Annotated in this window: 12 protein-coding genes; 8 read left to right on the top strand and 4 right to left on the bottom strand. The window is 60.7% G+C overall.

Features of this window, described 5'->3' with window-relative positions:
- The first annotated feature begins 1 nt into the window (after position 1).
- From WCX72_RS06590 to WCX72_RS06600, 3 genes are all read left to right on the top strand, one after another.
- Entirely contained in the window at positions 2–586 is a 585-nt protein-coding gene (locus WCX72_RS06590; RefSeq protein ID WP_231018081.1) for an ABC transporter substrate-binding protein, read from the top strand.
- A complete protein-coding gene (locus WCX72_RS06595; protein WP_231018082.1) occupies positions 579–3,089 on the top strand; it encodes an MMPL family transporter in 2,511 nt (836 codons plus the stop codon). Before WCX72_RS06590 ends, WCX72_RS06595 begins: the two co-directional genes overlap by 8 nt.
- A gap of 69 nt (positions 3,090–3,158) precedes the next feature.
- Positions 3,159–4,988, top strand: a complete 1,830-nt coding sequence (locus WCX72_RS06600; protein WP_231018083.1) for a response regulator — start codon at positions 3,159–3,161, stop codon at positions 4,986–4,988.
- Positions 4,989–5,047: 59 nt separating this feature from the next.
- Here WCX72_RS06600 and hemH read toward each other — a convergent pair whose 3' ends face one another.
- Genes hemH through WCX72_RS06620 form a run of 4 tightly spaced genes read right to left on the bottom strand, consistent with a single transcriptional unit; the run spans position 5,048 to position 8,958 of the window.
- On the bottom strand, positions 5,048–6,001 hold the full coding sequence (hemH, locus tag WCX72_RS06605; RefSeq protein ID WP_345969048.1) for a ferrochelatase: 954 nt from the start codon (positions 5,999–6,001) through the stop codon (positions 5,048–5,050).
- Positions 6,001–6,771 (bottom strand): alpha/beta fold hydrolase, encoded by a 771-nt coding sequence (locus tag WCX72_RS06610; protein ID WP_345971533.1) that lies wholly within the window; start codon positions 6,769–6,771, stop codon positions 6,001–6,003. The genes hemH and WCX72_RS06610 overlap by 1 nt, the downstream gene beginning before the upstream one ends.
- Before the next feature lie 10 nt (positions 6,772–6,781).
- Positions 6,782–7,816, bottom strand: a complete 1,035-nt coding sequence (locus WCX72_RS06615; protein WP_345969049.1) for a hypothetical protein — start codon at positions 7,814–7,816, stop codon at positions 6,782–6,784.
- Between the two features lie 17 nt (positions 7,817–7,833).
- Positions 7,834–8,958 carry an FAD-dependent oxidoreductase gene (locus tag WCX72_RS06620; protein ID WP_345969050.1) on the bottom strand — a complete coding sequence of 375 codons (1,125 nt, stop codon included), beginning with the start codon at positions 8,956–8,958 and terminating at the stop codon, positions 7,834–7,836.
- Positions 8,959–9,111: 153 nt separating this feature from the next.
- On the opposite strand from WCX72_RS06620, the gene WCX72_RS06625 reads away from it, so the two are divergent.
- The 5 genes from WCX72_RS06625 (at position 9,112) to WCX72_RS06645 (ending at position 12,796) form a co-directional block, all read left to right on the top strand.
- Positions 9,112–9,780 carry a nitroreductase gene (locus WCX72_RS06625; protein WP_345969051.1) on the top strand — a complete coding sequence of 223 codons (669 nt, stop codon included), beginning with the start codon at positions 9,112–9,114 and terminating at the stop codon, positions 9,778–9,780.
- A 67-nt stretch (positions 9,781–9,847) separates the two neighbouring features.
- Positions 9,848–11,080, top strand: coding sequence for a multidrug effflux MFS transporter (locus WCX72_RS06630; protein WP_345969052.1), 1,233 nt, complete (start codon positions 9,848–9,850; stop codon positions 11,078–11,080).
- A gap of 98 nt (positions 11,081–11,178) precedes the next feature.
- Positions 11,179–11,640: a hypothetical protein gene (locus WCX72_RS06635; protein ID WP_345969053.1), complete on the top strand. Its 462-nt coding sequence runs from the start codon at positions 11,179–11,181 to the stop codon at positions 11,638–11,640.
- A gap of 100 nt (positions 11,641–11,740) precedes the next feature.
- Positions 11,741–12,208, top strand: a complete 468-nt coding sequence (locus tag WCX72_RS06640) for a GNAT family N-acetyltransferase (protein WP_345969054.1) — start codon at positions 11,741–11,743, stop codon at positions 12,206–12,208.
- A gap of 57 nt (positions 12,209–12,265) precedes the next feature.
- Positions 12,266–12,796, top strand: a complete 531-nt coding sequence (locus WCX72_RS06645) for a J domain-containing protein (RefSeq protein WP_345969055.1) — start codon at positions 12,266–12,268, stop codon at positions 12,794–12,796.
- Positions 12,797–13,039 lie beyond the last annotated feature (243 nt).

Here is a 13,039-nt window from a genome sequence, read left to right on the forward strand (position 1 = left end):
CATGAAAAAACTGTTCTATCTTGCCCTGCTTTCCCTGCTGCTGCCCCTCTCGGCCGCGGCGCTCGAAGCGAACGAGATCGGCAGCGTGATGCGCCAGAAGGTCGATGCGGTCCTGGAGATCCTCAACGATCACAACAAAAGCAAAACGGACCGCAATGCGGCCATCGAGCAGGAGATGGACCCCTATTTCGATTTTGTGCTGATGGCGAAGCTCAGTCTCGGCAAAACCGGCTGGCAGGAGGCGACCCCTCCCCAGCGCAAAGAGTATGTCGTTTTGTTCGAGCGCCGGATCAAGGACTTCTATATGAGCAAACTCGACCTCTACAAGGACGAAGCCATCACCCTTGAAGCGCCGCGGCAGGTCAAGAACCGTATCTATCTCAACAGCTACATCGTCGAAAAGGGCGAGAAGAAAGAGGTGCTCTACAAGTTCTACCATGCCAAAGAGGGGTGGCTGATCTACGACGTCGACGTGCTGGGCGTGAGCATCATCCAGTCCTACCGCAGCCAGTTCGCCGGCGAGCTCGAAAAGGGCTCGATAGAACAGCTTCTCATCAAACTGCGTCAACCACAGCCTGATGCTTAAACGCTTCTATACCGGCTTCGTTTTCCGGTACCCCCGCACGGTCATCGCCCTAGTGCTGCTCACAGCGGCGCTGCTGGGCACCCAGGCGGTGAAGCTCAGCGTCGACGCCTCCGCCGAGACCCTGCTGCTTGAAAATGACAAGGACCTCGCCTACACCCGCCTCGTCGCCAAACGCTACCGCGGCCAGGACTTCCTCGTCGTCACCTACACCCCCGACGCCGACCTCCTCGCCCCGCAGACCCTCGACAATATCCGGACCCTCAGCGCGGCGCTGCTGAAGATCGACGGGATCGACTCCGTCAACTCCATTCTCAACGTCCCGCTCCTGGAGAGTCCTCCGAAACCCGTCAAGGAGCTGCTGGAGAAGATCCCCTCCATCGAAGCGGGCGACGCGAACCTGACCCTGGCCCGCGAAGAGTTCAAACACAATCCCCTCTACGTCTCCAACCTTGTCAGTCCGGACCTCAAAACGACGGCTCTGCAGGTCAACCTCGTCCGCGACGACCACTACTACGAGCTGCTTGACCGCCTCAACGCCCTGCGCGCGGCCGACGACAACGGCACGCTCACCGCAGAGGGCAGGACCGAGCTTGCCGACGCGACGGCCGTCTTCAAAGCGTACCGCGACGTTGCCCGCGAACGCGACCACCGCATGATCCTCGCTGTACGCGATACGCTGCGCACCCATCAGGCGGCGGGGCAGCTCTTCCTCGGCGGCGTGACGATGATCGCCGACGACATGGTCACCTTCGTCAAACGCGACCTCAAAACCTACGGCGTGGCCGTCCTGGCCCTGCTGATCCTCGTGCTTTGGACGGTCTTCCGCCAGAAGCGCTGGGTCGCCCTGCCGGTGCTGATCTCCGCCCTTTCCATCGGCATTACGGTCGGGCTGCTGGGGATGCTTGGTTTCGAGATCACCGTCATCTCGTCCAATTTCATCTCCTTGCAGCTGATCATCACGATCTCCATCATCATCCACCTGATCGTGCGCTACCGCGAACTCGCGCTGACCAACCCCGCAGCCTCCGAAAAAGAGCTGGTACTGGAGAGCACCCTCTCCATGTCCAAACCGACCTTCTTCGCCATCATCACGACGATCGCGGGCTTCGCGTCGCTGATGCTCTCGGGGATCAAGCCGGTCATCGCCCTGGGCTGGATGATGAGTATCGGCATCAGCGTCTCCCTGATTGTCACCTACTTGCTCTTTCCGGCCGTCAACGTGCTGCTCAAGCGCAAACAGCCGAAAACGACCTTCGACAAAGAGTTCTCCGTCACCAAGATCCTGGCGACCTTCACCGAACGTCACGGCGCATGGACGCTTATGGCCACCGTCTTGCTGATCGCCTTCTCCGTCACCGGCGCGCAGCGGCTCGTCGTCGAGAACAGTTTTATCAACTATTTCAAGCCCACGACGGAGATCTACCAGGGAATGTCCGTCATCGACCGCCAGCTCGGCGGGACGACGCCGCTGGACATCACCATCGACCTCCCCCAGCCCCCTACAGCCGAAAGCCCGTCCGAACCCGCTGCCGACAGTGCGGCCGGTTTCGACGAATTCGACGAATTCGCCGAGGAGTTCAATGCCGAGGCGAAAGGGGCCCAGTACTGGTTTACGGAGAACCGGATGGAGGTTGTGCGCCGTGTCCACGAGTGGCTGGAAAGCGTCCCTCATGTCGGAAAGGTCCTCTCGCTCGGGACGATGCTCGAAGTGGGCCGCACCCTCAACCACGGCCGTGAACTCGACAACTTCGAGCTCGCGCTGCTCTATAACGAGATGCCCGCGAAATTCGCCGATATCATTCTCAAACCCTACGTCAGCATCGAGCACGACCAGGCCCGTTTCGCCCTGCGCATCATCGACTCCGATGCCGATCTGCGCCGTGCCGACCTTCTCAAAGAGCTGCATGACGGGCTGATCAACGTGGTCGGCATCCCCCCGGAACATCTGCACATCTCCGGCCTGATGGTGCTGTACAATAATATGCTCCAGAGCCTCTTCGAGTCGCAGATCGCCACCCTCGGCGTCATGGCCGTTCTGCTCTTCTTGATGTTCTGGGCCCTCTTCCGCTCCTTCCTCACAGCCGTCGTCGCCATTATCGCGAACCTCGTTCCCGTCGGGACGGTCTTTGGCGTCATGGGATGGTCCAATATCCCCCTGGACATGATGACCATCACCATCGCCGCCATCAGCATCGGGATCGCGGTCGACGACACCATCCACTACATCCACCGTTTCCGGATCGAACTTGCGCGCGACGGCGACTATGTCGCGGCAATGCACCGTTCCCACGAGAGTATCGGTTACGCCATGAGCTACACCTCTGCGGCCATCATGATCGGTTTCGTCATCCTCGTGCTTTCGGTCTTTATCCCGACCATCTACTTCGGCCTTCTGACCGTGCTCGTCATGTTTATGGCGATCGTCGCGGACCTCATGCTGCTACCGAAGCTCATCCTGCTGCTGCGTCCTTTCGGACAGGTGACGAAAAAAGTTGTCAATTAAAATTAACACGCTACAATAGTAACAATATCTACCGGGGGGCTCACGTCCCCTGTGCCATTAGGATGGATCATGATTAAGTTACGTCGTCTTCTTCTTGCCGCTATGTTCCTGGCCGCCGGAGCATTTGCCGCACTCAACCAGGCTATTTCCATCGGTGCCTTCAGCAACGCCGATGCCGCCCAGTCACGCATTGCAGAGGTCAAGAAGCATCTCATGCAGGATGAGGCCGTCGCTGCGCTCATTGCCGCAGAGCGCTTCAGCTTCACCGTCGAACAGGTGAAAGGGCTCTACCGTTCCGAACTGACAGGGTTCGCGGATGCCGGCGATCTCCCCGTCGTCATGGAGCGCGTCAAAGGTATCGTCCCCGACGCCTATTATGTCAGCCGTACTACTGCCGCAAGCGACACAGCGGCGGCACCGGTACCGGTCCAGGAGGAAGACGGTGTCTTCGTCGTCGATGAAACGGACGCTGTCGTCGAGGAAGCCCCCCTTGCCGCAGCGCCGGAAGCGGCCGAAGTTCCCGCGCCCGTTTCTGCGCCCGAAAAGGTCACCCCGGAAACCGCAGCCGTGGACGAGCTCCCTGCCCCCGCCGCTTCCACCGAAGTCACCGCCAGCAACGACCTGCCTGAACCGCCTCTGGACGGTACCTCTTCGATGCTGCTGTACAGCATCCTCCTCGCAGCCGTCGCCCTGCTGATCCTGCTCTACGTCGCCCGCAGGAAACGGACTTCCAGCGATTTCTTCCCCCAACATGAAAAGGAAGACTTTGAAGAGCTTGCCGAAAAATTCGCCGCCTCTTCAACCACGGCACATGCCCCTGAAGCGGAAACGGCTCCTGAGGAGCCCGAAGCAGTAGAAAGTGTGCCCTCTGAAGAGCACTTCGAACCCGAACCGACGGTCGAGATAGAGGAGACGCCGTTCTTTGAGGAGCCGGCCGCCGAACCGGAACCGGTCGTCTTCGAAACCCCGGAAGAGACACCGGCCGAGACGATCCCGGAAACGGCAGAGGAACTTCCCGAAACGCCGGCGGCACCTGCCGCTGCTCCGGCGGAGGCCGTTTCACGCAAAAAACGCGGCCTGCCGGCGGACCTGGGCTCCGTCACCAAGGAGCGGCTGGCCGAATTCGCCGGTAACCGCCTGCTTATCGCCGAGGACAATCTGATCAACCAGAAGGTAATCTCCCGCCTGCTCGAAGGGAGCGGGATGGAGATCGTCATCGCCAACAACGGCCAGGAAGCCCTCGATATGCTCAACGCGGACCCCGGCTACAACATGGTACTGATGGACGCGCACATGCCGGTCATGGATGGTTTTGAAGCGACACGGGCCATTCGTCAGGATCCCCGTTTTGACGCCGTGCCGGTTGTCGCATTGAGCGGGGACGTCGGGGCGGACGATATCCGCAACATGCGCGAAGCCGGCATGGAGGAGCAGCTGGCCAAACCGCTGCGGGTCGATGCCCTGTACGAAGTGATGTACCAGTACCTCAACCTCGCTTCGGAAGCGGCCGAAACAGCGGAGGATGAAACGCTTCCGGAACTGAAGACCCACGAATACGATGGGGTCTTCAATGCCTCCGTCGGACTGGACATCTGCGCCGGTGACAAGGTGATGTATGCGGAGATCCTGGATGAGTTCGTCGCATCCTACAACGAGGCGGACAACCTGGTCCGAACCTATATCAGAGCCAATGACGACGCAAGGCTCGTCGCCTTTATGCTCGACGTCAAAGGCGTCGCATCCAACATCGGCGCCGACGCCCTCGCCGAAGCCGCGGAGACCCTGCGCGAAGCGGTACTCATCAACCGTGTCGAAGAGTATACTAAGCTCGCCGACGCCTTTGCCTCTACCCTGCACAAAACGATGGCAGCCATCGACAGCTTCAAAACGACTCTCTAAGCGCTACCCCAGGCGCCCGCGCGCCTTCCCCACTATCGTATTTTGCCCTTTTACAACGCTCAGGCGCGCATCTTGCCGTAGAGCGATACCAGCGCCTCTACAAACAGCGGATGGTCGTTCGGACAGGCCGCTACGCGGTAATCCTCGAACCCAAGTTCCTCCGCGACTTCGCGGTACTCCATATCGAGTTCGTAGAGGGTCTCGGAGTTGTCGATCGTAAAGGCGATCGGGAAGACGAGAACTTTCTTGCGCTCCAGGCTTTCGAGCTTCTGCTCCAAAGAGGGCTCCAGCCACTTCATCGGCCCCACCTTGGACTGGTAGGCGATATGGATGTCGGCAAAGGCAAGTCCCGCCGCTTCGAGCATCGGCTTCAGCAGCGCAACGTGTTCGGTGACATGGTGCTCATAGGGGTCGCCCTTGTCGACGATCTTCTGCGGCAGCCCGTGCGCGGAGAAGATCAGCTCGAACGCCCCCGCGTCCGCGCCGGCCATCGCCTCGCGGATACGGTCGATGATGACCGCGTTGTACGCCGCGTTGGCGTAAAAGTGCTTGATCTCCGTCACCAGGGCCTTGAACCCCAGGGCGTGCATCCGCGCTTCATAATCTTCCAAAGAGGACTTTGTCGTCGTCGTCGAGTACTGCGGGTAGAGCGGGATCAGGTAGACATGCGTCACCCCCGCCGCTTTCAGGCGGGCGATGGAAACATCCGCGAAGGGCGGCGTATAGCGCATGGCAAAGTCGACGATAACCTCTTCGCCCAGCTTCGCCTGCAGCGCCGCGACGAGTTTCTTGGTGATGCCCGCGATCGGCGACTTTCCGCCGAGTTTCTGGTAGACCTCCTGCGCGCTTTTCGTGCGGTTCGAGGTAATGACGCTGGCGATGAAGCGCCGCAGCAGGCCGCTCTTCATCGTCAGGATATTGGGGTCGTTGAACATGTTATGCAGGAAGGTCTGGACCTCGTAGAGGTCGTTCGGGCCTCCCATATTAAGCAATATGACTGCATTTTTGGCCATCAGCACACCTTTGAGACGTCGGCGATGAAACGATCGCTGCCGAGTATTTCTGCATGATTGTACCCGCTGTATTCTTTATAGACAGCTAACCGCGGCGCTTTCGCCTTCAGCGCATGGCTCTGTTCGATTGGCACGATCTCGTCGTCCCGGCTGGCGAAGATGCTCACCGGCGCCGAAACGCCGCCGAGGTACCGGGCCGTCTCGAAACGGCAGCGCATCATCCAGGCGGGCAGATAGAGGATCCTGAGCCGCGCCAGGGAGGGAACGTCGTAAAAAGGCGCGACGAGAATGAGCTGCGTCACACTGGTACGCGAGGCGGCATAGGCGGCCACACTGCTGCCGAGACTGTAGCCCATCAGCATCAGCGGGCCGAAACGCTCCCGCGCGTACGCCACCAGGGCCACGGCGTCTTCAAGCAGAAGCCGTTCGCCGGGTCTGCCGCCGCTGCGCCCGTAGCCGCGGTAGTTGAAGGCGATGATGCGCCAGGCGGGAAAGCGCTCGCTGAGCTTGCCGACCAGCGCGACGCTGTCCTGCTCCTTGCCGCCGAAATAAAAGACGGTACAGCGGGGCGACTCCGGCTCATAAACGACGCCTTCGAGCACGACGTTGCCGCCGCGCACCCGTTCAAGCCCATGGAACCGCTCCGGATGCAGGTGAAAGGCGTCGCGGTTCGGGTAGTATACGGGGGCGAAGACCAGCCGGGGCCACACAAGAAAAAGAATGCCCCAGAGCAGGAGGATCGTACCGAGTACCGTCAGGACTACCGTCATCACACCCTCACTAAAGCCCTTCGAAACTGCCCGTCTCGAAACAGGCACGCTGCCGCAGCGGCGCGAAAGCGGGATCGTCGACCGCCGCCTCGTGCGCGCCGATCGCAGTGCCTTCGGCATCGTGGTACGTCGCGGCATAGAAAGATTTCCACTGCACGCCCTCTGTCAGGCCTATTTGCGCGTAGGCGTAAACGAAATCGCTGTAGGAGGGGTCGTCCGTCGCCGTTACGGCGCGGATGCGTGCGGGGTCGGGGACAGGCGGCGTCTCGGTGATCCAGTCGGCGACCGTCCCCGTGACGGGCACGTCATCGGGCACGTCGTAGATGCCCGCGAGCATGCAGACGTGGCCGGCGCCGAAATACTTGGAGAGGTAGAGCGCCTGGCCCGCTCCCTGCGAGTGGCCGCCGGCGTAAAGGTTCGCCCATGCCACGCCACCCGCGCCGACAACCTTCACCGGGAAGTGAAAGCCGTTGGCTTCAAAATACGCGACAAGCTTCTGCAGCCGCGGGATGACGGCGTCAGCCTCGGGCACGTCGACGACGGCGGAGAGGTCCTCGCCCGTCAGCTTCTCCCGCCGCACCTTTCCGGCGCAGTTGTCCACCTCGGGATGGCCGCCGCACTCGGTCGTGCCGTTGACGAGGTAGCGGTTATGGTAGGCGACGTTCAGCACGACGAAACCGTTCTGCGCCGCTTCATGCATAAAGGTTTCGGAAGCGAACGCTCCGTTTTCCTGGTTGTAGGGACGGCCGAAGGTCCCGACCATATGCACGTAGACCCCTTTCACACTGCTCCCCTCCGGCGGGAAAACGGCACTGTGGTATCCGAACCCCAGCCGCTGATCCAGGAGCGTCGCCGTACCGAACTCGTCACGGGCGGCGGGGTCGAGACGGGAAGGACGCACGGCACAGAGCAGCGTCCCGTCGTCGAGGGTCTTGCTGGCGTCGCAGAGCGCGGCGGAGGGCGGATGAAAGGCGTCTGCGGAGCTGCTGCTCCCGCACCCCTGCATCAGCGCCGCCGCCGCGACGAACGGAAGGAGCGTTTTCATACGACTATTGTAGCAGATCACTTCCCGGCGCGTTTCGCCCAGCGGTAGAGGAAGCGGGTCGGATCGAGCGCCTCGGGGAGCGGCTTGCCTTCCAGCAGCGCCTGGGCAAGGGTGCGCGCGAGCAGCGGGCCCATAACGAAACCGTAGCCGCCCGTACCGTTGATCATGTAGAGTTCGGGGTGGTAGACAAGCGACGCCGCGTCGCTTTTGGCACCCTTCGCCAGCCCGGGAGCCGCGCGCAGCGACGCCGTGGCGTCGGCGACCCTGCCCACCAGCGGATAGTAGTCGTTGGAACCCGAACGAAGGCCCGTATAGTCTTTGACGACTTCGATATGCTCCAGGCTGACGGTCCGCGACGCCTTCTCCAGCAGCTCCGCCCGACCCTGCTCGACGTCATAGGGCTCCGTCGCTGTCTGCGGATCGTAATGCACGTCGTGCGTCGCCCCGATGGCACCCTCCCCGTTCGTACCGGTCGCGGCGATGGAGACGTACTGGTGCAGGTGGCACGGCAGCGGCGTCGTCGTCCTGATATCGACACGGTGCCCCCAGACGGCCCGCAGTGCAATATGCGGCATAGCCACGACGGGACGGTACGCTCCCGTCGCCAGGACGACCCGTTTCGCACGGATCGCGCCGACCGTCCAGAGGCCGGATTCATATTTGATGATATTAATATCATCCAATATAAAGTCGGAACCTTCCGCCAGACGCGTACAGACCGCCTGGGCGTTGACCAGCCCGCTCCGGGCCAATACGACATGTTCGAAGGCTTCCGTTTCCTTCGTCAGCGGCGCCTCGGGCATCACTGAGAGCATCGGCAGCGCCGTCGTTTCCCTGAAGGCCCTTACCTTTTCGTTCTCGTCCTCGTACTTGGCAAAGTGGATCAGCGGCGCGATACGGATCAGTTCGGGAAAACGGCGCTCGTAAAAATCGAGGGAGAAGAGATAGCTCTCCTCCATCAGCGCCTTGAGGAGGCCGCCCTTGGAAAACTTGGGCGAGACGAAGGCCCCCGCCGCCCCGCTGCCGCCCGCGGCGATCCCTTCGCGGTCGATGAGGGCGACTTTTTCGCCCCCCTCCGTCAAAAAATACGCCGTGGCGCAGCCGTTGATGCCGGCGCCGATAATGGCCGTGTCGTAGGTCAAAAGAGTCCCTTTTCTTTTGGCTTAGTGTAACGAAACTCCGGTTCAAAACTCGCACACTTCCCCCGCCAAAGCAGGCGCAATGTTGGTCTTTGAGTGTTATACTGCCGCCAATAGCATACCCGCTGTCACAAATCGCACGGCATGAGGAATCCGATGAAGACACTTGACGCACTCCTGGAAAGAAAATCGGTCAGGGCCTACCTCGATAAAACAGTAGAGCATGCGACCGTCACGGCGATCCTCGAACATGCAAAGCATGCGCCCTCCGGCGTCAACATGCAGCCGTGGCGCGTCTGCATCGTCAGTGGAAGCATGAAAAAGCGGATCGAAACGCAGGTTATCCAGGCCTTCGAAGCGGGTGAAAAGGCCCGCATGGATTACCGCTACTACCCGTCGCGGTGGGAGGAGCCCTACCGGAGCCGACGCAAAGAGACGGGCCTGCAGATGTACAGGACCATGGGTATAGGCAGAGAGGACAAAGCGGCACAGGCCGAACAGTGGAAAGCCAACTACAGGGCCTTTGATGCCCCTGTCGTGCTCTACTTTTTTATCGATGCCGCGCTGGAAGAAGGCTCCTGGCTCGATTACGGCATGTTCTTGCAATCCGTGATGCTCGCGGCAACCTCCCTGGGGCTGGGGAGCTGTCCCCAGGCCGCTCTGGCCGAGTACCCGGACATCGTGCGCGATGCGCTGGGCATCGCCAGCGACAAAACCCTGCTTTGCGGCATGGCCCTGGGCTACGAGGACAAGGCGGCCCCGATCAACGGCTACCGGACGGAGCGGGTCCCCTTGGAATCATTCGCCGCGTTTTACGATGCCTGAAGCTGAAAGCGTTCCCCCGATGCCCCGCACCGGCTCAACCTGAAGCCGATCCGTGCTAAAAAGGGTTATGATGAAACCGCAGACCCACCAACCCTCCTTTAAAGAGTTCGTCCTGCTGATGAGCCTAATGACCGCCGCGGCGGCCCTGGCCATCGATGCCGTCATGCCCGCGCTCAGCACCATCGGCACGGCCCTGCAGGTGCAGACGGACAACGACCGCCAGCTGATCATCTCCCTGCTGTTTGCCGGGATGGCCCTGGGACAGCTGCTCTACGGACCGCTCAGCGACAGCTTCGGCCGGAAGCGCGCCATCTATGTCGGTTTCGGCCTCTACATCGCCGGTTCCGCCATCGCCCTTTTCAGTCCGAACCTGACCGTCATGCTCTTCGGCCGCTTTCTGCAGGGCCTCGGCGCCGCCGGGCCGCGCATCGTCTCCGTGGCGCTGATCCGCGACCTCTACGAAGGGCGTATGATGGCACGGGTCATGTCCTTTGTCATGAGCATCTTCATCTTCGTGCCCGCCGTCGCCCCGGCGCTGGGCGAAGGTCTCCTCTACCTCTGGGGGTGGCAGGCGATCTTCGGGCTCTTTATCGCCGTCGCCGCCGTTACCCTGGTCTGGTTCACCCTCCGCCAGCCGGAGACCCTGCCGAAGGAGCGGCGCATCCCCCTCTCGCCCGCGCACATCCTCACCGGCGTCGTCGAAACCTGCAAAAACCGCACCGCGCTGGGGTACACCGTCGCCATGGGGCTGGTCTTCAGCGTCTTTATGGGCTATCTCAGCTCCGCCGAGCAGATCTTCCGGGACACCTACGGCGCCGGGGAGCTCTTCGCCCTCTACTTCGGCATCTTCGCCCTCTCCATCGGCCTTGCCTCCTACCTCAATGCACGGCTGGTAATGCGCTACGGGATGCGGCCGCTCAGCGCTTCGGCGCTCGCGGCCCTCACCCTCCTCTCGCTCCTCTTTTTCGCCTATGCCTACGCCCACAACGGTGTACCGCCGTTTTGGAGCTTTATGCTTTACGGCCTGCTCACCTTCTTCTGCTTCGGACTGCTCTTCGGTAACCTCAATGCCATGGCGATGGAGCCGCTGGGACACATTGCCGGCATCGGTGCGGCGGTCGTCGGTTCGCTCTCGACCTTCATCGCCCTGCCCATCGGCGTGACGATAGGCCGCCTCTACGATGGCGGTATCCTCGCCCTCGTCGGGGGCTTCGCCCTGCTCGGCGCCGCCGGGCTTGCCGTCGTGCGCCGCACCGGCCGCGAAACGATGCAGCGTGTCCCCGTTCCTGCGGACGATTAAGGCTTTCAAGTTACATATTAATTAATATACTATATAGTCGCCGCCGTTCCGGGAGCTTTTTTTGCATTGATGCGGCACAATACGGCAAAAGGAGTCCCATGGAAATGCACAAGGACAGAGTCTTCCTGAGAGGCCGCGGAGGAAGCGACGCGGCGCATCAGGCCGACGAGGCGCTCTACCACGAGCTGCTCGTCCGCCACGACGAACTCGACCGCACGACGCAGAGAACCGATGAGGGGATCGAAACGGTCACCCGCGTCACCTCGGGGGACACCAAGCTCGTTACCATTCTGCACGAACACGTCGTCGGGATGAAGAAGCGCTACGACGGCGGCCGCGCCGTGCGCTCCTGGGACCCCCTCTTTGTCGAGCTCTTTGACAACCGCGACGCCATGACGCTGTCGTGGGAGATGCTCGAAGACGGCATCAAGGTCACCCTTACCTCCGACGATCCCGCTGTCGTCGACATCATCTACCGCCACGACGAGACCCTGCAGATGTTCGTCCAGCACGGCCTGCAGGCGTCGCGCCACGAAAGCCCTTACCAAACGGAGGCGTAACGCGACACAACGTCCGAATTCGGACAATAATTATCTGGCATCTTTTTTGCAGTTTCCCGCTCATGATAACGACAACTACCAATATTCAGGAAAAAAACTGATGCGATGGCAATGGTCCCTGTTTGAGACACTCTCCCCCTGGGAAATTCTGGAAATCATGAAACTCCGTCAGGCCGTCTTCGTCGTGGAGCAGGCATGCGCCTACCAGGACGCAGACGATCTTGATCCGCTGTCGTGGCACCTTACGGGCTGGGAAGAGGATTCGAAGGGAAAGCGGCTCGTCGCTTATCTGCGCGTCGTCTTCCCGGGCAGGAAGTTCGACGAACCCTCCATCGGGCGTGTCATCACCCCATTGGCGCTGCGCGGCAGGGGCCTGGGCAGCGCGCTCATCCATGAAGCGATAGAGCGTATCCCTTCTCTTTTCCAGAAGGAGTCTATCCGCATCTCCGCGCAGCAGCGTTTAGAGCCCTTTTATGCCGCTTTCGGCTTTGAGACGGTCTCCACCCCCTATGATGAAGACGGCATCCCCCACGTCGAAATGCTCAGAATGCCCCAAAACGACAGCTGATCGTCTTCCAATAGTACGTATATTGCATCTCCTGCCGAACACGCAAGGAGACAGGTCATGCAAGAGCGTTCGTGGGAAGAGGAGCAATTCATCATCTGGAACAGCGCGCTCGGTCTGCGTGACTTTGTCATGATCGACCGGGTCGAAGGCGACGAAGGAAGCCGGGTCGCCTGGCTGGAAGAGCCCTACGAGATGGTCGGCCCCTTCGACTTCGACGAGTTCGTCTCCACCGGCTGTATCAGCTTCGCCGCCTGCGTCGTCATGTCACGCCAGAAGTGGAACACGGACCGTACCCAGCTGCTGCAGGAGTCCATGGAGCGGCGCCGCAAAAATCAGGAGAAGATCTTCGAGGACCTGGCACGGCGCAACCGTCACAAACGTCGCCACGGCAGCCCCTTTCAGCAGTTCAACGAGCGGGAGATGCGCGAGCTCCTGGAACTGCCCGTCAACGGGGAGCTCGAAGCGGCCCAGATCAAAGCCGCCTACCGTCGCCGCGCCAAAGAGGCGCACCCCGACGTCGGCGGCAGCCACGAGCTCTTTGTGCAGATCACTGAAGCGCGTAACCTCCTGCTCGAGTTCATCTCCTAATGCCGCACTGACCGGCCACCAAAACAGTAGAAGACGGCACATAGATTACATCTTCCTCTCAAATAAATGTCAATAAATTATGCTATATTGTTATCTATTACTAATTTTTCTCCAATGGAAAAAATTCAATGGGAACAGATAATCTGCTAATCCAGATGCAGTTGAGCACAGTATCACAAGTTCCATGTTGCACTACCTGCGCTATGGCATCTTGGCCCATACGACACAGAGCACAGTAGCGCA

Source organism: Thiomicrolovo immobilis (genome assembly GCF_039645955.1).
GTDB lineage: Bacteria > Campylobacterota > Campylobacteria > Campylobacterales > Sulfurimonadaceae > Thiomicrolovo > Thiomicrolovo diazotrophicus.

Excerpts from the sequence above, each read along its gene's own strand:
- WCX72_RS06635 (WP_345969053.1), top strand. The coding sequence starts at position 11,179 with ATGGAAATGCACAAGGACAGAGTCTTCCTGAGAGGCCGCGGAGGAAGC.
- WCX72_RS06595 (WP_231018082.1), top strand. The coding sequence starts at position 579 with ATGCTTAAACGCTTCTATACCGGCTTCGTTTTCCGGTACCCCCGCACG.
- hemH (WP_345969048.1), bottom strand. The coding sequence starts at position 6,001 with ATGGCCAAAAATGCAGTCATATTGCTTAATATGGGAGGCCCGAACGAC.
- WCX72_RS06640 (WP_345969054.1), top strand. The coding sequence starts at position 11,741 with ATGCGATGGCAATGGTCCCTGTTTGAGACACTCTCCCCCTGGGAAATT.
- WCX72_RS06610 (WP_345971533.1), bottom strand. The coding sequence starts at position 6,771 with ATGACGGTAGTCCTGACGGTACTCGGTACGATCCTCCTGCTCTGGGGC.
- WCX72_RS06645 (WP_345969055.1), top strand. The coding sequence starts at position 12,266 with ATGCAAGAGCGTTCGTGGGAAGAGGAGCAATTCATCATCTGGAACAGC.
- WCX72_RS06630 (WP_345969052.1), top strand. The coding sequence starts at position 9,848 with ATGATGAAACCGCAGACCCACCAACCCTCCTTTAAAGAGTTCGTCCTG.
- WCX72_RS06625 (WP_345969051.1), top strand. The coding sequence starts at position 9,112 with ATGAAGACACTTGACGCACTCCTGGAAAGAAAATCGGTCAGGGCCTAC.
- WCX72_RS06590 (WP_231018081.1), top strand. The coding sequence starts at position 2 with ATGAAAAAACTGTTCTATCTTGCCCTGCTTTCCCTGCTGCTGCCCCTC.
- WCX72_RS06615 (WP_345969049.1), bottom strand. The coding sequence starts at position 7,816 with ATGAAAACGCTCCTTCCGTTCGTCGCGGCGGCGGCGCTGATGCAGGGG.
- WCX72_RS06600 (WP_231018083.1), top strand. The coding sequence starts at position 3,159 with ATGATTAAGTTACGTCGTCTTCTTCTTGCCGCTATGTTCCTGGCCGCC.